This window comes from Micromonospora sp. NPDC049523 (assembly GCF_040676775.1).
Taxonomy (GTDB): Bacteria; Actinomycetota; Actinomycetes; order Mycobacteriales; family Micromonosporaceae; genus Micromonospora_G.
Map to the genome: position 1 here is coordinate 76,929 of NZ_JBFAPP010000029.1, position 22,134 is coordinate 99,062.

The window sequence follows — 22,134 nt, forward strand, 5'->3', positions numbered from 1 at the left end:
GGGAAGCCGTTCATCCCAGAGTGGTTGCGCTTTCAACTAAACCAGGCAACGATCAACGCGTCATGCATCGATGTCTTGGGAGGTAAGTCATGCACGGGACACCAACGAAGATCGGTCGGGCCCTGATCGCGTCAGCGATCGTCGCCGTCGGAATCGGTGTCGCGGCCTCGCCCGCCTCGGCCCAGGAATCCGGCCTCACCTTCTACAGTGGAAGCTTCACCACCGCGGTCGCGCACTACCCGGCCCCGACCGGAAAGTGCGAAACCCTGCCCGCGACCGCCGACAGCCACGTCGGTTGGAGCGGCTTCAGCGACATCGTGTTCTACTCCACCGCGGACTGCACCGGGCAGGCGACGGGCGTGGGTACGCTCCGCAGCTACCAGCCCGGGCGGTGGAAGACCTTCCTCGCCTCCTGAAGCACGGCAAACGCAACGGGCGGAGCTACGCCTCCGCCCGTTGCGCCGTGTCCTGCCCCGTCGACCGACGCGCTGGACCGCCCGCTCCCCCTAGCTTGGTCAGCGGTTGCGGCGACCCGGAGTGCCGGGCTGGTTCGGGTCGGCCGGCGGGGTGTCGGTCCCGGTCGTGACGCCACCACCCGGGTTCGTGTTCGGGTTCGGCGGCGGGTCCTGCTTCGGCGGCTGGTTCGGGCCGTCGCTGCCGTACGCGATCTCCCGGCTCGGGGCGGTGAAGTCCGCCTTCGGCTTGCCCTGCAACGCCGCGGCCATGGTCCGCGCGACCGCGTCGACAACCTTCGACTGCACCGCCGAACCCACATGGTCGCCCGGGTCGTCGGGGTTCGCCGCGATCGCCGCCACCGCGAGCTGCGGGGTGAAGCCGACGAAGGTCTCCGTCGCGTTCTCCTCCGAGCTACCGGTCTTGCCCGCGACCGGACGGCTGCCCAGGATCTGCGAGACCTGGTTGGCGGTGCCGCCGTCACACGTGTTCAGGCTGGACTGGTCGCCGACCGGGCAGCGGGCCGCGTCGGCGGCCGCCCGCGCCACGTCCGCGGTGACCACCCGGTTGCACGACGGCCCGATCCCGTCGACCTTGGCGCCGTCCGGGCCGGTGACCGAGTTGACCGGCAACGGCTTGCAGTAGACCCCGTCCGCACCGATCGTCGCGTACGCGTTGGCCAGGTCGAGCGGGGTGGTGGAGGCGACACCCAGGGTGAACGCACCCCACCCGTCGGCACCGTCCTTGGCCAGGTCGGCGTCGGACTTGGCCCGGAACTGGATACCGAGCCGCTGTGCCATCTCCACCGCCTTCTCCGCACCGACCTGCTGTTCCAGCCAGACGAAGTAGGTGTTGACCGACCGACCGAAGCCGGTCCACATGTTGCGGTAACCGTCCATCCAGTCCGGGTTCGCATTCTCCGGACACCAGGCGCCGTTACAACTGTTCGGCCCGTCGTCCGGATACTTGCTCGGGAACTTCGCCGGGGAGACGAAACCGGTGTCGAGACTCCGGCCGGACTCCAGCGCGGCCAGCATGGTGAACATCTTGAACGTCGAACCGGCCTGGTAGCCCTCGATCGCACCGCCACCGGCGACGAGCTGGTTCACCGTGTTGGGGTAGTTCTGCTGCCCGTTGGGGTTCGGGGCGAGGCTGTAGTGCCGGTTGACCGCGAGCGCCAGCACCCGCCCGGTGCCCGGCTGGACCGCCGCCATCGGGGTCGCCCGCTTGTTGCCGTAGCCGTAGACGGTCAGCGTCTGCTGCAACGCGGCGGCCTGGACCTTCGGGTCCAGCGACGTGACGATCGTGTAGCCGCCGCGACGCAGCGCCTGCTGCCGCTCGTCGACCGTGGCGCCGAACGCCGGCTGGGCGTTCCACCACTGGCGGAAGTAGTCGCAGAAGAAACCCCAGTCGTCGTGCCCGGCCGGCATGCCACCGCAGTCGTTCGGCGCCTGGGTCGGGTGCAAGACCAACTCCTCGGCGTCGGCGGCCTTGGCGTCGGCGTCCGTGATGACGTTCATCTTCGCCATCGCGCCCAGCACGTACGACCGCCGGTCCAGCGCCGCCTGCTTGTCCCCGCTGATCGGGTTGTCCGAGTCCGGCGACTGGACCAGACCGGCGAGCAACGCCGACTCGGACAGCGTCAACGCCGAGGCGGACTTGCCGAAGTAGCGCTGGCTCGCGGCGGCGATCCCGTACGCACCGGCGCCGAAGTAGGCGATGTTCAGGTAGCGGTCCAGGATCTCCTGCTTGGAGATCTTCTTCTCCAGGGCGACCGCGTACCGCATCTCCTGGATCTTGCGACCCTTGGTCTCGGCGGTGGCCGCCGCACGCTGCTCCGCGGTCAGGTTCGGGTCGGACTTGAGCACGTTGCGGACGTACTGCATGGTCAGCGTGGAGGCGCCCTGCTCGACCTCACCGCTGTTCTGGTTCGCCACGAAGGCCCGGACCACACCCCGCAGGTCGACACCGCCGTGCTCGTAGAAGCGGGTGTCCTCGGCCGCGACGATGGCCTGCTGCATGCTCGTCGCGATCTCGGTGATCGGTACGTCGACCCGGTTCTCGTCGTAGAAGGTGGTCAGCAGCGTCTTGCCGTCGTTGGCGTAGAGGTACGAGCGCTGCGCGGTCGCCGGCACCTTCAGGTCCGTCGGCAGATCCTCGTACGAGTCGCTGGCCGCCTTCAGCACGACTCCGGCGAGCGCGCTGGCCGGCAGTGCCGACGCGGCCAGCACCGCACCAGCCAGTACGCCGTAGAACAGGAGCTTCGCTGCCTTGCCGAACCGGGTCTTCTCCGTCACCGGTCAACAGTGCCTGCGAGGTCACGAACCATCACCGACCGGGCCGGGATCGTTAGCAAAGTCACGGCTCGCGCCAAGGTTACGTCCAGCCGGGAACCGGACGCTGCGCGCGCCTGGTGGCAAAGCACACCCGGGCCGGGGAATACGGACGCCGCCGTCGGGCCTGTGACAGGCTCTCGGCATGGACGACAGCACGATCCTGAGCCGGATCAACGAACTGGTCGACGAGGAGCACAAGCTCCGCAGCCAGGAACAGGCCAACCACAAGACCACCGACGAGGAGCGCGCGCGGCTGCGTGCCCTGGAAGAGTCCCTCGACCAGTGCTGGGACCTGCTCCGTCGCCGACGGGCCGCCCGCAGCGCCGGCAGCGACCCGGAGACGGTCGGCGACCGGAGCAAGAACGAGGTGGAGAGCTACCTGCAGTAACGGGTGGGGCGGCTACCGCCGGTAACCCCTCCCCCGACGATCCGACGGCCGAGCGCCGGACCGGCCGAGCGACCGGTCCGGCGCCGTGACCGGATCACCGTATCCCCGCCTCCCCGAGCAAGCGGGTGGTCAGGCCGACCGGGTCGATCAGGTCGCCGGGCAGTCCCCGCGATCTGAACCAGTTCGACACCACCCGCACGTCGCGGGCCAGGAAGTCGCGGCCCTGCGGGTTCGCGACCACGTCGACGACCTGGGGCAGGTCGATGAGCACCAACCGGCCGTCGTGCACCAGCAGGTTGTACGGCGACAGGTCGCCGTGGGCCAGTCCCGCTCGGGCCAGCACCGTCAGCGCGTCCAGGAGCTGGTCCCAGAGGCTGCGCAGTTCGGCCGGCTCCGGCCGGGTCTGGGCCAGCCGGGGTGCGGCCTGCCCTTCCTCGGCGTCGCCGACGAACTCCAGCATCAGCTCGGTGCCGAGCAACTGGACCGGGTACGGCACCGCGATGCTGCCCACCTCCCGGCTGACCTCCCAGAGCCGGACCAGCGCGCCGAACTCGGCGGCGGCCCACTGACCGGCGATCACCTGCCGGCCGAACGCGGTCCGCCCCTCCATCGCCCGGTTCTCCCGGGAGCGGCGCATCCGGCGCCCCTCCAGATAACCGGCGTCGCGGTGGAAGAGCCGGTGCTCGGCGTCGCGGTAACGCTTGGCGGCCAGCAGGCAGGACCGGTCGGTGCCGGGTACGTGCCGCCGTACGAGGTGCACGTCGGCTTCCTTGCCGGTCTTGAGTACGCCCAGCTCGCTGTCGACCGCGGCCAGCTCGGTGACCAGCCACTCCGGGTGCGGTGCCGGGCCCTGTACCGCCTGGTCCCAGCTCGACCAGCGGTCACCGACCTCGGGTGAGTCGGTGTCGGCGTTGGTGTCGAAGCCGGCACCCGGCACGGGGTGCCGGGTGCGCTTCAGGAACTGTGGTTCGTCGTCGTCGAAGCGACGGGTACGGCGCTCCCGCGCCGATGGGACATGGTCGTGCTCACGCAAGGTAGGAATCCCTTGATCGAGGTGAAAGAAGGCGGGTACGGGCGCGCCACAACGACAGCCATTACGCGACCTCCTTCTCTCCTCGACCCGGATTCACCGGGCACCTGCGGGCGTGACGCAAACATGTTCACCGGCAACCGAGCCGGCCGTCAAACGATTTAATCCGGCTCAGCCGGCGAGTGCGTCAGCCTCAGCCGGCGAGTTGATCAGCCTCAGCCGGCGAGTACGGCGGAGACGGCGGGGATGAGGCCGTCGGCGGTACGGGTGGGCGCGAACCGCGACTCCATCCAGCTCCGCCCGCGATGCAGCCACACGCTGGGCAGGCCGACCGCCGCCGCGCCGCCGATGTCGGCCTCGGGACTGTCGCCGACCACCCAGGCGCCGCGTAGCTGCATCCGTACCCGCTGGGCGGCGAGCACGAAGATCCGGGGGTTCGGTTTGCTGACCCCGGCCTCCTCGGAGATGACCCAGTCCGCCACGTACCGGTCGAGTCCGGTCTTGCGGATGATCGCATCCTGCTGGCGGACGCTGCCGTTGCTCACCACCACCGGCACCCAGCCCGCGTCGTCGGCGATCCGCAGCGCGCAGGCGATCAGCGGATCGAGCCGGATGTGCTCCACCACCCCGTCGTGCAGCGCCTCGACCAGGTCGATCGACGAGGTACGCAGCCGGTAGCGGTCCCGGATCGCGTCCGCCACGTCCCACCGGTCGGTCAGCCCGTCGGCGTCGATGGAAAGCAGCCAGTCGATGTCCGTGTCCGGTGCGCCGATCTCGGCCAGAAAACGCTGCCCCCAGGCACGGAACGGTCCCGCCCGGTCGAGCAGGGTGTTGTCCAGGTCGAGGAGCAGCAGTGGCACTCGCGCACCCTACGGGAATCGGGGTGTCCGACAACAGACCCCGTGTGTTAACACGTCTCCCAGCAGGTGACTGGCGAATCAGCCGGTGAGCAGGGCACGTTCGCCGCCGAGTTCGGCCCGCCGGTCGGCGAGCATCCGGTGGGTGGACCGGACCCGGACCAACTCCACCGGGTCGAACACCCCGACGATCACCGCCTCGCCGTCGTCGGCGCCCCGGCCCAGTGCCCGGCCCTCCGGGTCGTACAGGGCGGCCCCGCCGTTGAACCGCCACGGGTGGTCCCCGCCGACCGAGTTGGCGAAGGCGACGTACATGGTGTTGTCCAGGGCGCGGGCGGCGTAATAGAGGTCGCGGCGGTGGGCCGAACCGGTGACGTAGCCGCTCGGGCAGAGGTAAGCGTGGGCCCGGTCACCGGCGGCGGCGCGGGCGTGCTCCGGAAAGCAGCCGTCGTAACAGACGCCGAGGCCGAGCCGCCAACCGTCGACCACCAGCGTGGCACCGCGCTCCCCGGGGACGAACAACTCCCGCTCGTCGGGGCCCCACAGGTGCTGCTTGTCGTAAGCGGCGTGGGCCGTACCGGAGCGGTCGACGACCACGGACGCGCAGGTGCGGCGGGTGTCGGCGTACCGGATGGCGGCGCCGACGACCACCACGGCCCGGCGGTCGCGGGCGGCGTCGCGCAGCGGGTAGAGCCTGGGGTCGTCGATCCGGCCGCCGTCGCCCGCGGCCAGGTCGGTCCCGGCCGGGTCGGCCCGCAAGGTCGGCGGATGGTACGCGGGGAGGAACAACTCCGGCAGTACGACCAGACCCGCGCCCTCGTCCGCGGCCCGGTGGACCAGTCGGGCGGCGGTCCCGATGTTGCCGGGCAGGTCCCCGGGGACCGGTTGCGCCTGGATCGCGGCGACCGTCAGCGGGCCGGGCGGCGCGTCGGGTGGGGTCATGAGCGGCACCCTATCCCGAACCACCGAAACCAAGCCGTACGTACGGTTTGCATCGCGCAGCGCCACCTGACACGATCGACGGGTGCCCAGAGTGAGCCAGGACCAGCTCGACGCTCGCCGCCACGAGATCCTCGCGGCGGCGCGGGCCTGTTTCGCCCGTTACGGATACGAGGGTGCCACAGTCCGCCGGCTGGAAGAAGCGACCGGCCTCTCCCGCGGCGCGATCTTCCACCACTTCCGGGACAAGGACTCCCTCTTCCTCGCCGTCGCCGAGGACGACGCGGTGGCGATGGTCTCCACCGTCGCCCGCAACGGCCTGGTCCAGGTGATGCGGGACCTGCTCACCAGCGCCAGCTCCCCGGAGACCGCCGGTTGGCTCGGCAGCCAGCTGGAGGTGTCCCGGCGGCTGCGTACCGACCCCGAGTTCGCCAAGCGGTGGGCCGAACGCTCGGCGGCGATCGCCGCAGCCACCCGGGACCGGCTGATCCGGCAGCGGGACGCCGGGGTGCTACGCGACGACGTACCGATCGACGTGCTGGCCCAGTTCCTCGAACTCGCCTACGACGGGCTGGTGCTGCACCTGGCCATGGGACGCCCCGCCGGTGACCTCGGCCCGGTCCTCGACCTGGTCGAAGAGGCGGTACGTCGACCTGCGGGCAGCGGAGGCGCACACTGAGGAGCCCTCACCTCCCCGGACGACGAGGAGAAGCTCACCGATGTGGCAAGTCCCCCTCTTCACCTGGTACTACCTCGCCGCGGCGGCGGTCATCCTCGTCGGCGCGCTGCTGCACCGGCGTCGGGCTCTCAGCCAGTCCCCCGGCCTACGGCTGACCGACATCACCCCGGCCCAGGCCGCCTACCTCGACAGCGGTGAACGGCTGACGGTCTACTCCTCGCTGGCCGCCCTGCGCCGGGTGGACGCCGTCGGTGTGACCGCGGACCGACGGCTGATCGTCACCGGCTCGCTCCCGCCCGACGCGAGTCGGCTGGACCGGGCGGTGTACGCGGCGGCCGAGAGCGGGTTGTCCCAGCAGTGGCTGCGCGCCGACCCGGAGGTGCTGGCCGCCGTCGCCGAGGTGAAACGCAGCCTGGAGCAGGCGAACCTGCTGCTCGGCCGCGACGTACGACAATCCGCCCGCCGGGGTTCGTGGCTCCTGCTGGGGCTGCTGGCCTTCGGCGTCGCCCGGCTCGGCATCGGGCTCGGCCGGGGCGTACCGGTCGACCACCTCTGGGTCGCGCTCCTCCTGGTCACGCTCGCGTACCTGCTGCTGGTCTCCCAGATCCCCCGCCGCAGCCGCGCCGCCAAGGCCATGCTCGTCCAGCTCCGGCGCAGCCACCGGCACCTGGTCACGTCGGCCAGCCCGGACCTCGCAACGCAGGACACCCACACGGTCGCGATGGCCGTCGCACTGTTCGGCATGTCGCTCATGTCCACCCTGGACCCGGAGATGGCGCAGGTGGCGCAGGACGACCACCGCTCGGCCTCTGCCGGTGGGACGCCCCACGCCCCGAGCGGCGCCATCGGCAGCGAGGGTGATGGAGCCCCCGACTACGGCTCCGGTTCCGGCGGCGGATGCGGAAGCGGGAGTGGCGGCTGATCAGCCGTGGCGGCAGTGGCGGCGCTGTTCCACAATGACGCCATGCTGATCAGCGCCGCGGCCCCGGCGGACACCTGGGGCATCTCCGGGCCCACCTTCCTCTTCCTGTACGTCGCCGCAGCCGGCCTGTTGATCCTCGCCGCCGTCGTACAACGTTCCATCGTGTTCGCCGGCCGACGCGAACTGGCGACGAGCCAACTGGCCCCGGAACAGGCCGCGTACCTCAACGGCGGCGAACGGCTCGCCGTCTACGCCTCGCTCGGCGGGCTGCGCGCCGCCGGTGCGGTCGACCTCACCGCAGGCCGCTCTCTCACCACCTCCGGCCCGATGCCGGCCGGAGTCACCCCGCTCGACCAGGCCGTCTACAACGCGGCCGGGCAACGGATCCGGCCCCGTGAGCTGGCCACCCACCAGTGGGTACGGGCCGCTCTGCACGACCTCCGCCGGCAGCTCGAAACCGCCGGGCTCGCACCGACCGCGGAACAACGCCGCGCCGCCCGCCTCTTCCCGCTGCTGCTGCTCGGCCTGCTGGCGGTCGGAGTGGTCCGGTTCGTCGCCGGGGTCACCGGAGACAAGCCGGTGATCTTCCTGCTCATCGTGCTCGTCGCGCTCGCGGTGACCACCCTGATCCTGCTGCGCTCGGTGCCGAGGCAGACCCGCGCCGCCCGCAGCGCCGTACGGACGATGAAGGGGCAGCACACGCACCTGTCCCCCAGCTCCCACCCGTCGTACGACACCTACGGTGCGACCAGTGCCGCCATGGGTGTGGCGCTGTTCGGCGGTGCCGCGTTCTACGCCCTCGACCCGAGCTTCGCCGCAGAGGCGGAGGTCCAGCGCAACCTCGCCAGCGGCAGCGGCGGCAGCGGCTACTCCGGTGGCAGCGACGGGGGTAGCAGCGGCGGTGACGGTGGTGGCGGCGGCTGTGGAGGTGGCGGCGGCTGCGGCGGAGGATGCGGCGGATGAACCTGCCCGCGTACGGCGTCGGGATCGGCTGGCGACCGGAGATCTCCGGTTTTGTCGCCGAACTGCCCGGACTGCGCTTCGTGGAGGTTGTCGCCGAGAGCATCGCGGCCGGCGGGCCACCACCGGCGGCACTGACCACCCTGCGCGAGCGCGGGACTGTGGTCGTACCGCACGGGGTGCGGCTGTCGCTCGGCGGCGCCGAACCGGTCGAGCCGGACCGGGTCACCCACCTGGCCCGGGTCGCCGAACTGCTGGACGCGCCGCTGGTCAGCGAGCACATCGCGTTCGTCCGGGCCGCCGGGGTCGAGGCCGGTCACCTGCTGCCGGTGCCGCGCACCCGCGACTCGGTCGACGCGCTGGTGGAGAACGTCAACCGGACCCAGGCGGAGCTGCCGGTGCCGCTCGCGCTGGAGCCGATCGCCGCGCTCTTCGACTGGCCGGACGACGAGCTGGGCGAGGCGGAGTTCCTCACCGAGATCCTCGACCGGACCGGGGCGTTGCTCCTGCTCGACATCGCCAACGTCTACGCCAACGCGCGCAACCGGGGCACCGATCCGGTCGACCTGCTCGACCGCCTGCCGCTGGACCGGGTGGCGTACGTGCACGTCGCCGGGGGCGCCGAGCACGACGGGATCTACCACGACACGCACACCGATCCCACCCCCGCGCCCGTACTCGAACTGGTCGGCGAGCTCTGCGCCCGGCACCGGCCACCGGCCCTGCTGCTCGAACGGGACGGGCGTTACCCACCGGCGCAGGCGCTGCGCGACGAACTCGACGCGATCGCCGCCGCCGCCGGCTACCCGGCGATCACGTGAACGAGGACCGGCGGCCCGGCCGCGACCGGCTCGCCGCCCGACAGGCGGAACTGGTCGCGGCCCTGGTGTCCGGTGCGCCGGTGCCCACCGGCTTCGACACCCGGCTGGTCGGAGCGGCTCGCGATGCGCTGCTGCGGAAGCGGGCCGGTGACGTGGGCCGGCACTGGCCGATGCTCGCCGCCGGGCTTGGCGCCGAGTGGCTGCCCACGTTCCGGTCGTTCGCCGCGACCCGGCCGACCAACGGCTCGCTGCGCGACGGTTGGGACCTGGCCCGGGAGTTGGCGGCCGGTGGTCGGCTGCCGGGGCCGGCGGCCGAGGAACTGGCCGTACGGGAGGCCACCTGGCGCTACGACGGCGACTCGAACCCGCTACCCCGACGCGGACCGGCGCTCGGCCGGGCCGGCGGCACCCTGGTGATCCGGTTCGCGGGGCGGGTACGGGTGCTGCGCGGCGGGCTCGGCTAGCAACCGCCCTCGGGCGTACGGCAGGATCGTCGCATGGATCTGGGACTCGCAGACCGGGTGTACGTGCTGACCGGCGCCTCGAACGGGCTCGGCTTCGCCACCGCCGAACAACTGGTGGCCGAGGGTGCCCGGGTGGTGATCGCCGCCCGTGACCCCGGACGGGTGGCGGCGGCGGTCGAGCGGCTGGGCGGTGCGGAACACGCGACCGGGCTGGCCACCACGCTGGGCCACCCGGACACCCCGCAACGCCTGATCGACGCCGCGAACGAGCACTTCGGTCGGCTCGACGGGGCACTCGTCTCGGTCGGCGGGCCACCCGTGGCCCCGGCCACACAGGTGACCGACGAGCAGTGGCGGGAGTCGTTCGAAACCGTCTTCCTCGGCACCATCCGGGCCATCCGTACGCTCGCCGGGGTGCTGCCCGACGGCGGCGCGATCGGCCTGGTGCTGTCCAGTTCGGTCCGGGTGCCGATCCCCAACCTGGGCGTCTCCAACGGCCTGCGCCCCGGCATGGCCGCGGTGGCGAAGGAGATGTCCGACGAGTACGGCCCGCGCGGCGTACGGTTCGTCAGCCTGCTCCCCGGACGGATCATGACCGATCGCAACCGTCAGATCTTCGCCGCCAGCGGCGACCCGGAGCGGACCCGCCTCGACGTGGAGGCGGCGATCCCGATGCGCCGGCTCGGCGACCCGGCCGAGTTCGGGCGGGTGGCGGCGTTCGTGCTCTCCCCCGCCGCGAGCTACCTGACCGGGATCACCATCCCGGTCGACGGCGGCGCGCTGCGGGGCATCTGATCGTGCCGAGCCCCGGGAGTGGAATGCCATCGCGCAGGCACGCCCGCCCGAGCCGGGAGGAACTGGCGGCGGCGTACGGGCGGACGATTCCCGACCTGATCGCCCCCGGACTGGACGTGCTGTTCTGCGGGATCAACCCGGGGCTCTACTCGGCGGCGATCGGCCGGCACTTCGGCCGCCCCGGCAACCGGTTCTGGCCGGCGCTGCACCGCAGTGGCTTCACCCCCCGACTACTCGGCCCGACCGACCAGGAGGAGTTGCTCGCCTGCGGGCTCGGCATCACCGACCTGGTGGCGCGGGCCACCGCCCGCGCCGACGAACTCGACCCGGCCGAACTCGCGCTCGGCGGGCAACGGCTGGCGGACAAGGTGCGGCGGTACCGACCGGCGTGGGTGGCGGTGGTCGGGGTGACCGCGTACCGGGTGGCGTTCGGTCGGCGCGGTGCGGCGCTCGGGCAGCAGCCCCAGGGCCTCGGCGGGGCTGGGCTCTGGGTGCTGCCGAACCCGAGCGGGCTCAACGCCCACTACACCCCGGACCGGCTGGCCGGTACCTTCGCCGAACTACGGGCGGCGGTACGGGACAGCCGGGCCGCGCCGGATCACTCCGGGTCGTACTCGCGTCGAGCCACGGTGGTGACCGGCTCGGGGCCGACCGCGTCGGTGTAGGGCTTCGGGGAGTCGGCCACCGAGAACTGGGTCCGGTACAGCTCGGCGTACAGGCCGCCGACCGCGACCAGTTCCTCGTGCCGGCCCCGCTCGACGATCTTGCCGTGGTCGAGCACCAGGATCTGGTCGGCGTCCCGGACGGTGGACAGCCGGTGCGCGATGACCAGCGCCGTACGCCCGGTCAGTGCCACCGCCAGCGCCCGCTGTACGGCCGCCTCGGACTCCGAGTCGAGGTGTGCGGTCGCCTCGTCGAGGATCACGATGGACGGCGCCTTGAGCAGCAGCCGGGCGATCGCGATGCGTTGCTTCTCGCCACCGGAGAACCGGTAACCGCGCTCACCGACCATGGTTTCGAGCCCCTCGGGCAGCGCCCGGACGAGTTCCTCGACCTGGGCACCGCGCAGCGCCGCCCAGAGTTCGTCGTCGGTCGCGTCAGGCTTGGCGTACCGGAGGTTCTCCGCGATGGTCTCGTGGAACAGGTGCGAGTCCTGGGTGACCACACCGATCTCGTCGCGCAGGGAGTCGAAGGTGGCGTCGCGGACGTCGACCCCGCCGACGCGTACCTCGCCGTCGGTCACGTCGTAGACCCGCGACACCAGCATCGAGGTGGTCGACTTGCCGGCGCCCGACGGCCCGACGAGTGCCACCATCTGTCCGGGTTCGACGGTGAAGGAAACGCCGCGCAGCACCGGTTCGGAGACGGTACGGTCGAGCGCGGCGACGTCCTCCAGCGAGGCGAGCGACACCTCGGAGGCGCTCGGGTAGCGGAACCGCACGTCGCGGAACTCCAGCCGGCCCAGGCCACGCGGAATGGTGACGGCGTCCGGCTTCTGCGCGATCGACGGCTTCAGGTCGAGCACCTCGAAGACCCGGTCGAAGGAAACCAGGGCGCTCATCACGTCGACCCGGACGTTGGACAGCGCGGTCAGCGGCCCGTACAGGCGGGTGAGCAGCAGGGCGAGGGTGACGACCGTACCGGCGCTGACCGAGCCGTTGACGGCCAGCCAGCCACCCAGGCCGTACGTGAGCGCCTGGGCCAGCGACGCGACGAGCAGCATGGCCACGAAGAACGTACGGGAGTACATGGCGGTCTGTACGCCGATGTCGCGTACCCGGTCGGCCCGTTCGGCGAACCGGCGGGCCTCCTCCTCGGGCTTGCCGAAGAGCTTGACCAGCAGTGCGCCCGCCACCCCGAACCGCTCGGTCATGGTGGCGTTCATCTTCGCGTCGAGGTTGTACGCCTCCCGCGTGATCTCGGCCAGCCGCTTGCCCACCCGGCGGGCCGGTACGACGAAGATCGGCAGTAGCAGCAGCGAGATGACGGTGATCTGCCAGGAGAGCGTGAACATCACCAGGGCGGTGAGCACAAGCTGGATGATGTTGCTGACCACGCCGGACAGCGTCGAGGTGAAGGCGCGCTGCGCGCCGGTCACGTCGTTGTTGAGCCGGCTGACCAGCGCACCGGTCTGGGTACGGGTGAAGAACTGCAGCGGCATCCGCTGGACGTGGTCGTAGACCCTGGTGCGCAGGTCCAGGATGATGCCCTCGCCGATCCGGGCCGAGTACCAGCGCTGGGCCAGCGACAGGAGCGCGTCGACGACCGCCAGCCCGGCGATGAACAGGGCCAGCCGGACAACGATGCCGCCCGCCTCGCCACCACCCTTGGTGATGGTGTTGATGACGTCACCGGCGAGTACCGGGGTGGCCACGCCGATCACGGCGGAGAGCACGACGGTGATCAGGAAGACCACGATGTCCCGCCGGTACGGCCGCGCGAAGGCGACGATCCGGCGGGTGGCTCCCCGACTGAGCTGGTGACCGCGGACCTCGTCGCGGCTGCGCATGGAACGCAGCGTGCTCCATCCGCCCATGCTGCCCATGCCGCCGCCCGCCATCGGGTTGGACACCCGTCACCTCCGTGTCGCTAATTGTCGCGGACCTTACCGATCCGATTCCGCCGACGCTTAAGCTAACCCGAGAGGTAAGTAATCTCTTCCCGCTTGGTCCTTACCATTTGCTTATTTATTCGCCGTGGCCCGCGAGATCGCCTAAACGTCGCACCTGCGCCTCGCGTTCGGCCCGTTGTTGCTCGCTCGCGGACCGCCCGGACGCACCGGCGAGCAGTGCCTTGATCTCGACGACCGCGTTGCGGTCCCCCGCCAGTACGGCCGCGGTGAGGTCGGCCACCGCGCCGTCCAGCTCGGCCGAGGGCACCACCACCGTGGCCAGTCCCATCCGTTGGGCCTCGATCGCGTCCAGCCGGCGACCGGTGACACAGATCTCCAGCGCCCGCGCATAACCGACCAGGTCCACCAGGCGTTTCGTGCCGGCCAGATCCGGCACCAGGCCGAGCGTCACCTCGGCCATCGCGAGGTTGGCGTTGTCGGCCAGCACCCGCAGGTCGCAGGCGAGCGCGAGTTGGAAGCCCGCGCCGATCGCGTGGCCCTGCACCGCGGCGATCGAGATGAGATCGGGGCGGTGCAGCCAGGTGAACGCAGCCTGGAACCCGGCGATGTGATCGGCCGCCGCCGCGGGAGGCAGCGCGGACAGCGCGGCGAACGAGTCCGGGCCGGTGGCACCGGCGACGGATCGGTCCAGGCCGGCGGAGAACGCCCTGCCCTCGCCGCGTACCACCACGACCCGCACGTCTCCGGGCAGGTCGCGGTCGAATGCGCGCATCGCCCGCCACATGGCAGGGGTCTGCGCGTTGAGCACGTCGGGCCGGCACAACGTCACCGTCGCCACCGGCCCGTCGCATTCCAGCCGCACCCCGCCGTCAGCGGTCACCGTGGGTCCCCACTGCGCGGGGCGCGGACCAGGCTGAGAAGCGACTCACGCCTTCTTGCGACGGCGAGCGCCGCCGCGCTGGCGCAACTGAACGCCGGACTCGGTGAGCACCCGGTGGATGAACCCATAGGAACGGCCGGTCGAGGCCGCCAGGGCACGAATGCTCTCTCCGGACGTGTACCGCTTGACCAGGTCCTTGGCGAGCGTCTGGCGCTCGGCTCCGACGATCCGGCGACCCTTCTCAGTGCTGGTGGCTGTGCCGGTGGCTGCCATGTTGATTCCTCACGTCCCAGACTGTGCGGTTCGATACGGTCCCACCTATTAGACCGCCTCGAACGATCATGCGCCAGATATCAACTCTTCGCCAACCGACACGCACAGCAGTGTCAATTTCCCGATTCAGCGATTGCGCCGAACGGGAAAGGCCACGTACCCGCCGGGGCGGCGTTCTCGGCGTCTGTCCGCACCGATGCACTCCGTGACCGAGAGTCTCGCCACCGACGCCCGAGCGGTCGCGATCGCGGGCACCGGCATCGACGACGACCTTCGCCCCGGCCCGCGCCGTTCGGGACCGGGTTCCCGGGCGACTGTTCGCGACCGTACTCTTCGTGACCGACCGTTTGTGAACGCTCGCGGCCACGGCCGAAACCGGGCCGCCTCGGGCACCGCGGCCGGGACCACGCCGCCGACAGCCCGCCCCGGTCCGTACGCCGACAGCGCACGGTCGACCGACACACCCGTATGGCGGTGCTCGTCGCGTCCGGCCCGGTGGATGCCCGCCGGGTCAGGCCAGTTCGACCAGTTCCAGCAGGTCGTCGCTCCAGGCGTCCTCGTCGCCGTCGGGCAGCAGGATCGCCCGGTCCGGCTTGAGCGCCAGCACCGCGCCCGGGTCGTGGGTGACCAGGACGATCGCGCCGGGGTAGCGGGCGATCGCGTCCAGCACCTGTTCCCGACTGACCGGGTCGAGGTTGTTGGTGGGCTCGTCGAGCAGCAGCACGTTCGCGCCGGAACAGACCAGCGTGGCCAGCGCCAGCCGGGTCTTCTCCCCACCGGAGAGCACCCCGGCCGGCTTGTCCACGTCGTCGCCGGAGAAGAGGAAGGCGCCGAGGATCTTGCGCAGGTCGGTGTCCGACTGCTCGAACGCGGCGCTGCGCATGTGCTCCAGCACGCTGCGCTCGACGTCGAGGGTCTCGTGCTCCTGGGCGTAGTAGCCGAGCCGCAGTCCGTGTCCGGGCCGGATCTCCCCGGTGTCCGGTTTCAGCAGGCCGCCGAGCATCCGCAGCAGGGTCGTCTTGCCGGCGCCGTTGAGGCCGAGGATGGCCACCCGGGAGCCGCGGTCGACCGCCACGTTGACGTCGGTGAAGATCTCCAGCGAGCCGTACGACTTGGACAGGCCGGCGGCGGTCAACGGGGTCTTGCCGCACGGGGCGGGGCTGGGGAAGCGGACCTTCGCCACCTTGTCCGCGACCCGTGAGTCCTCGAGACCGGAGAGCAGCTTCTCCGCCCGGCGGGCCATGTTCTGCGCCGCGACGGTCTTGGTGGCCTTGGCCCGCATCTTGTCGGCCTGCGCCATCAGCGCGCCGGCCTTCTTCTCCGCGTTGGCCCGCTCCCGGCGGCGCCGCCGCTCGTCGGTCTCGCGCTGCTCCTGGTACGTCTTCCAGCCGACGTTGTACAGGTCGACCACCGAGCGGGTGGCGTCGAGGAACCACACCTTGTTGACCACGGCCTCCAGCAACGAGGCATCGTGACTGATAACGATCAGCCCGCCCTTGTGTCCGGCGAGGAAGCCGCGCAGCCAGGTGATCGAGTCGGCGTCGAGGTGGTTGGTCGGCTCGTCGAGCAGCAGGATGCCGCCGCCGTTCTCGGCCGCGTCCCGGAACAGGATCCGGGCCAGCTCGATACGCCGCCGCTGACCGCCGGAGAGCGTGCCGATGGTCTGGGCGAGCACCCGGTCGGGCAGCCCGAGGTTGGCACAGATCCTGGCCGCCTCGGCCTCGGCCGCGTACCCGCCGAGCGAGGCGAACTGGTCCTCCAGGGCGCCGTAGCGGCGTACCAGACGGTCGTCGGGGTTCTCGGCGAGCTGGGCCTCGACCTCGGCCATCTGAGCCATCAGCACGTCCAGCCCGCGAGCGGAGAGCACCCGGTCGCGAGCGGTGACCTCCAGGTCGCCGGTACGCGGATCCTGCGGCAGGTAACCCACGGCGCCTCGGCGGTCGATCTCGCCGGAGTAGGGCTGGCCCTCACCGGCGAGCACCTTGAGCGTGGTGGTCTTGCCCGCACCGTTGCGACCGACCAGGCCGATCCGGTCACCCGGCTGCACCCGCAGCGTGGTGTCGGAGAGCAGGATCCGAGCGCCGGCGCGCAGTTCCAGGCCGGTAACAGTGATCATGATAGTGGACTCACTCTCGGGGTCGAAGGCTGACTCAGGCACACGGATGCACCGGCGGGGACGATGTCCCCCCGGTGCGGGGCGGATCAGCCTTCGCAGAGCAGCACGGCTCCAAGTGTACCGGGCGACCGGCCCGAACCCCGGTGGGATTACCACGCATGATCAGCGCGACGGACCGGTGCCAGGTCAGGCCGGTAGCGGGTCGCCGCAGATCCGCCAGCTCCCCCGGTCCTCGACCACCCGGTAGACGTGCGCCTCACTGGCCCCGCTCGGGTCGACCAGGGTGACCCCGACCGAGAACGCCGGGCCGGACCGCTCCATCGTGTCGATCTGGTACGAGCGCACCGCCGGCCGACCCCCCACGTCCGCGGCGAACTGCTCCCGGTCGAACCGCTGCCGGGTGTCCGTACAGAGCTGGTCGTACGCCCCGCCGTAGTTGCCCGTGATCAGGCGCTGGACGAAGGAGTCGATGGCGATCCGGGCGGCGGCCTCCGGTTCCTGGTCCGGCCGGAACCAGAAGCACCCGCCGATGCCCACGGCGGTCAGGCAGAGCAGCAACGCCAGCCCGCCGACGAGCAGCAGCGGCCGGCGGAGTTCCCGGTCCAGCCGCGGCCACGCGGGTGCGGAACGACGACGGGTTCGGGCGCGCGAAGCCATGGCGGGAGGGTAGCCAGTGCCCCGCACCAACGCCATCCGGGGACCGGCCGTACGGACGACGGCGGGCCGTCACGGCAGAGGCGGTGCGGGGTCGGGGTCGCGGACCAGCACGCGTACCGCCCGTGCCGCGGCGATCGCGTCGACCAGCACCGCGTGCCGCGGCTCCGGGACGTCGAGCAGCCGGTCCGCGCGCAGGGCGGCGAGCGGAGCGAGCCGTTTGTCGGCCAGGATGCTGTCGATCGCCCGGCGGTCGCCACCCGCCACCACCGCGTCGAGGCTGCCGGCCACCGGCACCAGCAACCGCAGGGCCAGCTCGGCGGCGTCCCCCATCGCCGCCTTGGCCTGGTTGTCGCGGCGCCGGGCGAAGCGCTGCTGGGACCAACCCCCGGCGGCGGTACGCCCCTGTACGTAGCGGGTGTCCACCTTGGAGGTGACCAGGGCGGGACCATCGGCCACTCCGACCGCCACCGCACCCTTGCGTGCCAGCAACAGGCCCAGTCGGCGGGCGGCGCTCACCCGGTCCAGGAAGCCGGGCAGATCCACCGAGGCGGGCGTGCCGGGTGGGTGGTGCAGTTCGGCGGTGGCGCCGTCCGGGGCGGTGAGCAGCAGACCGTACGGCGTGGGAGCGGCCTCGGGTGAACCGTGCCGCGCGGTGAAACCGTCGATCCAACGGGCCACGCGGGCCGGTTCGACGTCGACCCAACGGCCACCGCCGGCGGCGGGTCGGCTGCTCATTCCCCGACCGTACGCCAGGTCGTCGCGGACGATGCGCTCGGCGGCGCGGGCAGGTGCCGCCGGCAAGTCGGTCGGTGCACGACAGCCGGGACGGACAAGGGCTCAGTCCGCGAGCAGCAGCCGCAGGGCGAGCAGCACGATCAGCGCGCTCGACACGAGTGCGGTGCCGAGCCGTCCCCTGGGGCTGGCCAGCAGCCGGCCGAGCAGTGATCCGCTGCCGGCGACCACCAGCTGCCAGCTCGCCGAGGCGGCCAGCACGGCCGCCACGAAGATGCCGGCGTCGGTGGGGGTGAACGGAGCGGATGCCTGCCGGCCGAGAATGAGCGCGCCGAAGTAGAGGATCGTGGTCGGGTTGAGCAGGGTGAGTGCGAGCACCGCGCCGAACGCCCGCCCCGGCGTGTTCAGGCCCTGGCCGTCGCGGGCGGGGGCCGCCCGTCCGCGATGCTGGCGGATCGCCTGGACCACGGTCCGGGTGGCCAGCAGCAGCAGGATCGCCACGGCGAGCAGCCGCAGCGGTCCGGCGGCCGGCTTGATCACCGCGGCCAACGCGGTGCCGCCGACCACGGCGACGCCGGCATACAGGCCGTCGGCCACGGCCACCCCGAGTCCGGCACCGGCGCCGACCCGGAACGAGGTACGGGCGGTCAGCGCGACGACCAGTACGGAGATGGCGCCGAAGGGGATGGCCACTCCGTAGCCGGCGAGCAGACCGGCGACCAGGGCGTCGACTGGGGCGTTCACCAGCGCATTGTGCCGTCCGAACCCGGCCCGCGGCGATCGGATTTAACACGGCTGTCGTGATCTTGCGAAGGTTTGCGTGCATATGATCATCGACAGCCGCACGAAAGCGGCTGATCGTACACAAGGGAGCAGAATGCACAGGAGTTTGCGCTGGCTACCCGCGGTGACCCTGGCCGCCACCATGGTCGGCTTCGTACCGGGCAGCCCGGGTGTGGCCAGCGAAAGCGCCGCCCCTACGGGGAAGACGTACACCGTCACCCTGTTGACCGGGGACGTGGTCACCGTCGAGACGACCAGCAGCGGATGCCCCAGGGTGCGGGTCGATCCGGTCGACCCGAACGGGGTGGTCCAGCAGAGCTGCGGACCCGACGGCCACGTACGGGTCATCCCGGCGAGCATCGCGGCGCAGGTCGGCCCCGTCTTCGATCCGACGCTCTTCGACGTCACCGCGCTGGTCGACGACGGCTACGACGACGCCAGCACCCCCGAGCTGCCGGTGATCGTGCAGCCCAGGTCGAACGCGCGGATGGCGACCCTCGGCGACGTACGCCAACTGCCGAGCATCGGCGCGGTGGCCGGTCACATACCCAAGAAGTCTCCCGCCGCCGCGAAACAAGCCACGGACGGCCTGCTCGGTGGGGCGGCGAAGGTCTGGCTCGACCGTAAGGTGCGCGCCACCACCACGTCCGGCAGCAAGCTCGACCGCAACCTGCTCCAGGTCTCCGCCCCCGAGGCCTGGGACGCCGGGTACACCGGCAAGGGCGCCCGGGTCGCCGTACTCGACACCGGTGCCGACTTCAGCCACCCCGACCTGGCCGGTCAGATCGTCGACCGGGCCGACTTCACCGTCTCCGGCGGCGACGCCGTCGACCACCACGGCCACGGTACGCACGTGGCCACCACCATCGCCGGCACCGGGGCGGCGTCGCACGGCCAGCGCCGCGGCGTCGCGCCCGGCGCCCGACTCGTCGTCGGCAAGGTCCTCGACGACACCGGGTACGGCGAGGACTCGCAGATCATCGCCGGGATGGAATGGGCCGCCGCCCGCGCCGACGTGATCAACATGAGCCTCGGTGGCACCGACCCGAGTGACGGAACCGATCCGCTCTCGCTCGCCGTCGACGCCCTGTCCAAGCAGACCGGCGCGCTGTTCGTCATCGCCGCCGGCAACAGCGGCGGCGCGATCTCCTCGCCCGCCGCCGCGAGCACCGCGCTGACCGTCGGCGCGGTCGACGACGCCGACGAGTTGGCGGACTTCTCCAGCCGGGGGCCGATGGTCAACAGCCACGCGGCCAAGCCGGAACTGGTGGCGCCGGGCGTCGGCATCGTCGCCGGCCGGGCCGCCGGCACCCAGATGGGTGCACCGGTCGACCAGTACTACACCGGCGCGGACGGCACCTCGATGGCGACACCGCACGCCGCCGGTGCCGCGGCGCTGCTCGCCCAGCGCTACCCGGACTGGACCGCGGACCGGCTCAAGGCCGCACTCGTCGGCGCCGCCGACGCCCTGCCCGGCGCGGACCCGTACGCCGTCGGTGCCGGTCGGCTCGACGCGTTCCGGGCCCTCTCCGGCCCGGTCGGCAACCAGCCGGTGGTCGCGCTCGGCACGTTCCCGTACCCGCAGAAGGGGTCCAGCACGGCGTCGCTGAGCTGGACCGGTGACCCACGCTCGGCAACGGTCGACCTCGATTTCGACGTCACCGTCACCGACCACGCGGGAAGCCCGGCGCCGCGGCACACCGCGTCGCTCTCCGAAACCCGGGTACGCCTCAAGCCGGGCGCGTCCGCCGGCACCACGCTGCGGATCGACCGTTCGGCGCTGGCCGGGAAGCCCGGCCTGTACGCCGCGATGGTGACCGCACGCGTCCGGGGCAGGGTCGTGTCGCGTACGCCGGTGACCTTCTACGTGGAGGCGCCGAGCTACGACCTGACCATCAACACGGTCGCGACGAAGGACCTGCCGCCGAGCGCGGACAACTGGGTCGGTGTCTCGGTGACCAACCTGGACGACCCGACCTTCTACGGCGGCGGCGATTTCACCGTCGCCGGTAGGACCATCACGCTGCGGGTCCCCGCCGGCCGGTACGCGATCACCGGCGCGTACACCGTCTACGACCCGGAGAGCGACAACCAGCAGGGCGCCATCGTCGGTGTGCCGGACATCGCCGTCACCGCCGACCGCACCATGACGATGGACCCGGCGCGGGCGAAGCAGGTGACCGCGACGATCGACCGGGTCGCCACGAAGACCAGCGCGGTCCAGTTCACCAACGTCCACACCTCCCGCAACGGGCTGATCTGGTTCCAGAGCGTCACCGGTTTCGGCACCGCGGCGAGGGTGTCGGTGGAGCCGATGGAGCGGCCCGGGATCGGGACCCTGCGGGCGTACGCGGGCTTCGCCCTGGACAGCACCGCCACCACCGGCACCCCGGAGCACTACGACCTGGTCCGCGCGTACGACCGGGGTGTGCCGGCCGATCCGACCTACCGGGTGAGTACGGCGGAGCGCGCCCGGCTCGCCCGGATCGACCAGCGGTTCAACCAGGTCGACTCGCCGGAGATGTTCACCTCGCTGCGGCGTTCCGGCTTCACCCCGGACGGGTTCATGCCGCTGCTGCAGAACCGCAGTTTCGACCTGCCGGTGAACCGGACCGACTACGTCACGCCCGGCTACACCTGGAAGGACGAGGGGGCCTACGGCGGTTTGAACGCCTCGCAGGGCGATCGTGTCTACCGGGCGGGCAGCCGGCAGTCGACGATCTGGGCCCGGCAGCCGCTGCACTCGGACTGGTACGACGACCCGTCCGGCGCTGAGTTCAGCTGCGCCACCGCACCGTCGCGGACCAGCGGCAACCTGCACGTGGACCTGGTCCTGCTCACCGACGCGCACCAGCGGGCCGACTGCCTGGCGGGCGGCACGATCGGGGTCACCCGCAAGCTGGCCCTGTACCGCGACGGGAAGCTGGTCGAGGAACGGGCGGCGTCGCTGGCCGACTTCACCGTGCCCAGTTCGGCCGCCGACTACCGGTTGACCTTCGACGTGGACACGAGCCTGATCCTGCCGGTCTCGACCCGGGTCAGCACGGCGTGGACGTTCCGGTCGGCCGGTCCGAGCGGCACCCGCAGCGTCGCGCTGCCGCTGCTATCGGTCGACTACGCGCTGCCGTTGGACGCGGCGAACCACCCGACGGGCGGGGCGGCCAGCTTCCAGGTCCGGCAGGCGAACGGCGTACCGGCTCAGCGGGTGGAGTCGTTCCAGCTCTGGACGTCGACCGACGACGGGGCAAGCTGGCGCCCGGCCCGGGTCAGCCGGGACGGCGACGGCTACCGCGCCGAGTTGCCGACGGTCAGCCCGGGACAGGCCGTGTCGCTGCGGGTGAAGGCCGGGGCGAGCGGCGGGAGCGGCATCGAACAGACGATCGTCCGGGCGTACCACGCCGGCTGACGATCACCGGGTGGCGCGTCCCTCGGGACGCGCCACCGTGGACAAACGGCGACCCGACCGCCGGAGCCGGC

At 71.6% G+C, this 22,134-nt stretch carries 21 protein-coding genes; 10 read left to right on the forward strand and 11 right to left on the reverse strand.

The genetic code is table 11. The features are described 5' to 3' along the window. Positions 1-89 precede the first annotated feature (89 nt). Positions 90-416: a hypothetical protein gene (locus tag AB0J90_RS31680; protein WP_363602198.1), complete on the forward strand. Its 327-nt coding sequence runs from the start codon at positions 90-92 to the stop codon at positions 414-416. A gap of 99 nt (positions 417-515) precedes the next feature. Here the strand turns inward: AB0J90_RS31680 and AB0J90_RS31685 are convergent, their stop codons facing one another. Continuing rightward, entirely contained in the window at positions 516-2,750 is a 2,235-nt protein-coding gene (locus AB0J90_RS31685) for a transglycosylase domain-containing protein (RefSeq protein WP_363602200.1), read from the reverse strand. A 181-nt stretch (positions 2,751-2,931) separates the two neighbouring features. Here AB0J90_RS31685 and AB0J90_RS31690 point away from each other — a divergent pair, with 181 nt between their 5' ends. After that, complete coding sequence (locus AB0J90_RS31690; protein WP_326556984.1) at positions 2,932-3,177, forward strand: DUF2630 family protein; 246 nt, start codon at positions 2,932-2,934, stop codon at positions 3,175-3,177. A 94-nt stretch (positions 3,178-3,271) separates the two neighbouring features. On the opposite strand, the gene AB0J90_RS31695 is transcribed toward AB0J90_RS31690, so the two are convergent. The 3 genes from AB0J90_RS31695 to AB0J90_RS31705 all read right to left on the reverse strand — a co-directional run bounded on the left by AB0J90_RS31695 (position 3,272) and on the right by AB0J90_RS31705 (position 6,006). Beyond that, positions 3,272-4,210, reverse strand: a complete 939-nt coding sequence (locus tag AB0J90_RS31695) for an RIO1 family regulatory kinase/ATPase (RefSeq protein WP_363602202.1) — start codon at positions 4,208-4,210, stop codon at positions 3,272-3,274. Positions 4,211-4,422: 212 nt separating this feature from the next. Beyond that, entirely contained in the window at positions 4,423-5,067 is a 645-nt protein-coding gene (locus AB0J90_RS31700) for an HAD-IA family hydrolase (RefSeq protein ID WP_326556982.1), read from the reverse strand. A gap of 78 nt (positions 5,068-5,145) precedes the next feature. Then, entirely contained in the window at positions 5,146-6,006 is an 861-nt protein-coding gene (locus AB0J90_RS31705; protein ID WP_363602207.1) for a carbon-nitrogen hydrolase family protein, read from the reverse strand. Positions 6,007-6,088: 82 nt separating this feature from the next. Here AB0J90_RS31705 and AB0J90_RS31710 point away from each other — a divergent pair, with 82 nt between their 5' ends. From AB0J90_RS31710 to mug, 7 genes are read left to right on the forward strand one after another with little or no spacing between them, the layout of a single operon-like run. Continuing rightward, a complete protein-coding gene (locus tag AB0J90_RS31710) occupies positions 6,089-6,682 on the forward strand; it encodes a helix-turn-helix domain-containing protein (RefSeq protein WP_363602210.1) in 594 nt (197 codons plus the stop codon). Between the two features lie 40 nt (positions 6,683-6,722). Continuing rightward, positions 6,723-7,604 (forward strand): TIGR04222 domain-containing membrane protein, encoded by an 882-nt coding sequence (locus tag AB0J90_RS31715; RefSeq protein WP_363602212.1) that lies wholly within the window; start codon positions 6,723-6,725, stop codon positions 7,602-7,604. 42 nt (positions 7,605-7,646) lie between these two features. Next, positions 7,647-8,567, forward strand: coding sequence for a TIGR04222 domain-containing membrane protein (locus tag AB0J90_RS31720; RefSeq protein WP_363602214.1), 921 nt, complete (start codon positions 7,647-7,649; stop codon positions 8,565-8,567). Further along, a complete protein-coding gene (locus AB0J90_RS31725) occupies positions 8,555-9,385 on the forward strand; it encodes a DUF692 domain-containing protein (protein WP_363602216.1) in 831 nt (276 codons plus the stop codon). Before AB0J90_RS31720 ends, AB0J90_RS31725 begins: the two co-directional genes overlap by 13 nt. Continuing rightward, positions 9,382-9,849, forward strand: a complete 468-nt coding sequence (locus AB0J90_RS31730; RefSeq protein ID WP_363602221.1) for a hypothetical protein — start codon at positions 9,382-9,384, stop codon at positions 9,847-9,849. The genes AB0J90_RS31725 and AB0J90_RS31730 overlap by 4 nt, the downstream gene beginning before the upstream one ends. Before the next feature lie 33 nt (positions 9,850-9,882). Further along, entirely contained in the window at positions 9,883-10,644 is a 762-nt protein-coding gene (locus AB0J90_RS31735) for an SDR family oxidoreductase (RefSeq protein WP_363602223.1), read from the forward strand. 23 nt (positions 10,645-10,667) lie between these two features. Further along, entirely contained in the window at positions 10,668-11,309 is a 642-nt protein-coding gene (gene mug / locus AB0J90_RS31740; RefSeq protein WP_363602226.1) for a G/U mismatch-specific DNA glycosylase, read from the forward strand. On the opposite strand, the gene AB0J90_RS31745 is transcribed toward mug, so the two are convergent. The 7 genes from AB0J90_RS31745 to AB0J90_RS31775 form a co-directional block, all read right to left on the reverse strand. Next, a complete protein-coding gene (locus tag AB0J90_RS31745) occupies positions 11,243-13,204 on the reverse strand; it encodes an ABC transporter ATP-binding protein (RefSeq protein WP_363602249.1) in 1,962 nt (653 codons plus the stop codon). The genes mug and AB0J90_RS31745 overlap by 67 nt on opposite strands. A gap of 127 nt (positions 13,205-13,331) precedes the next feature. Next, a complete protein-coding gene (locus tag AB0J90_RS31750) occupies positions 13,332-14,096 on the reverse strand; it encodes an enoyl-CoA hydratase/isomerase family protein (RefSeq protein ID WP_363602228.1) in 765 nt (254 codons plus the stop codon). A 45-nt stretch (positions 14,097-14,141) separates the two neighbouring features. Further along, positions 14,142-14,369 carry a helix-turn-helix domain-containing protein gene (locus AB0J90_RS31755; protein WP_007462679.1) on the reverse strand — a complete coding sequence of 76 codons (228 nt, stop codon included), beginning with the start codon at positions 14,367-14,369 and terminating at the stop codon, positions 14,142-14,144. Positions 14,370-14,880: 511 nt separating this feature from the next. Beyond that, positions 14,881-16,485 (reverse strand): ABC-F family ATP-binding cassette domain-containing protein, encoded by a 1,605-nt coding sequence (locus tag AB0J90_RS31760; RefSeq protein WP_363602230.1) that lies wholly within the window; start codon positions 16,483-16,485, stop codon positions 14,881-14,883. Positions 16,486-16,671: 186 nt separating this feature from the next. Then, on the reverse strand, positions 16,672-17,142 hold the full coding sequence (locus tag AB0J90_RS31765) for a hypothetical protein (protein WP_363602232.1): 471 nt from the start codon (positions 17,140-17,142) through the stop codon (positions 16,672-16,674). Positions 17,143-17,211: 69 nt separating this feature from the next. Continuing rightward, positions 17,212-17,877 (reverse strand): acVLRF1 family peptidyl-tRNA hydrolase, encoded by a 666-nt coding sequence (locus AB0J90_RS31770; RefSeq protein ID WP_363602234.1) that lies wholly within the window; start codon positions 17,875-17,877, stop codon positions 17,212-17,214. Between the two features lie 102 nt (positions 17,878-17,979). Further along, complete coding sequence (locus tag AB0J90_RS31775) at positions 17,980-18,618, reverse strand: LysE family transporter (RefSeq protein ID WP_363602236.1); 639 nt, start codon at positions 18,616-18,618, stop codon at positions 17,980-17,982. Between the two features lie 133 nt (positions 18,619-18,751). On the opposite strand from AB0J90_RS31775, the gene AB0J90_RS31780 reads away from it, so the two are divergent. Next, positions 18,752-22,063 (forward strand): S8 family serine peptidase, encoded by a 3,312-nt coding sequence (locus AB0J90_RS31780; protein ID WP_363602238.1) that lies wholly within the window; start codon positions 18,752-18,754, stop codon positions 22,061-22,063. Positions 22,064-22,134: the final 71 nt, after the last annotated feature.

Bases quoted from the DNA above. Each gene is read 5' to 3' on its own strand.
- AB0J90_RS31720 (WP_363602214.1), top strand. From the start codon at position 7,647: ATGCTGATCAGCGCCGCGGCCCCGGCGGACACCTGGGGCATCTCCGGG.
- AB0J90_RS31705 (WP_363602207.1), bottom strand. From the start codon at position 6,006: ATGACCCCACCCGACGCGCCGCCCGGCCCGCTGACGGTCGCCGCGATC.
- AB0J90_RS31715 (WP_363602212.1), top strand. From the start codon at position 6,723: ATGTGGCAAGTCCCCCTCTTCACCTGGTACTACCTCGCCGCGGCGGCG.
- AB0J90_RS31770 (WP_363602234.1), bottom strand. From the start codon at position 17,877: ATGAGCAGCCGACCCGCCGCCGGCGGTGGCCGTTGGGTCGACGTCGAA.
- mug (WP_363602226.1), top strand. From the start codon at position 10,668: ATGCCATCGCGCAGGCACGCCCGCCCGAGCCGGGAGGAACTGGCGGCG.
- AB0J90_RS31725 (WP_363602216.1), top strand. From the start codon at position 8,555: ATGCGGCGGATGAACCTGCCCGCGTACGGCGTCGGGATCGGCTGGCGA.
- AB0J90_RS31755 (WP_007462679.1), bottom strand. From the start codon at position 14,369: ATGGCAGCCACCGGCACAGCCACCAGCACTGAGAAGGGTCGCCGGATC.
- AB0J90_RS31760 (WP_363602230.1), bottom strand. From the start codon at position 16,485: ATGATCACTGTTACCGGCCTGGAACTGCGCGCCGGCGCTCGGATCCTG.
- AB0J90_RS31780 (WP_363602238.1), top strand. From the start codon at position 18,752: ATGCACAGGAGTTTGCGCTGGCTACCCGCGGTGACCCTGGCCGCCACC.
- AB0J90_RS31690 (WP_326556984.1), top strand. From the start codon at position 2,932: ATGGACGACAGCACGATCCTGAGCCGGATCAACGAACTGGTCGACGAG.
- AB0J90_RS31745 (WP_363602249.1), bottom strand. From the start codon at position 13,204: ATGGCGGGCGGCGGCATGGGCAGCATGGGCGGATGGAGCACGCTGCGT.
- AB0J90_RS31735 (WP_363602223.1), top strand. From the start codon at position 9,883: ATGGATCTGGGACTCGCAGACCGGGTGTACGTGCTGACCGGCGCCTCG.
- AB0J90_RS31680 (WP_363602198.1), top strand. From the start codon at position 90: ATGCACGGGACACCAACGAAGATCGGTCGGGCCCTGATCGCGTCAGCG.
- AB0J90_RS31765 (WP_363602232.1), bottom strand. From the start codon at position 17,142: ATGGCTTCGCGCGCCCGAACCCGTCGTCGTTCCGCACCCGCGTGGCCG.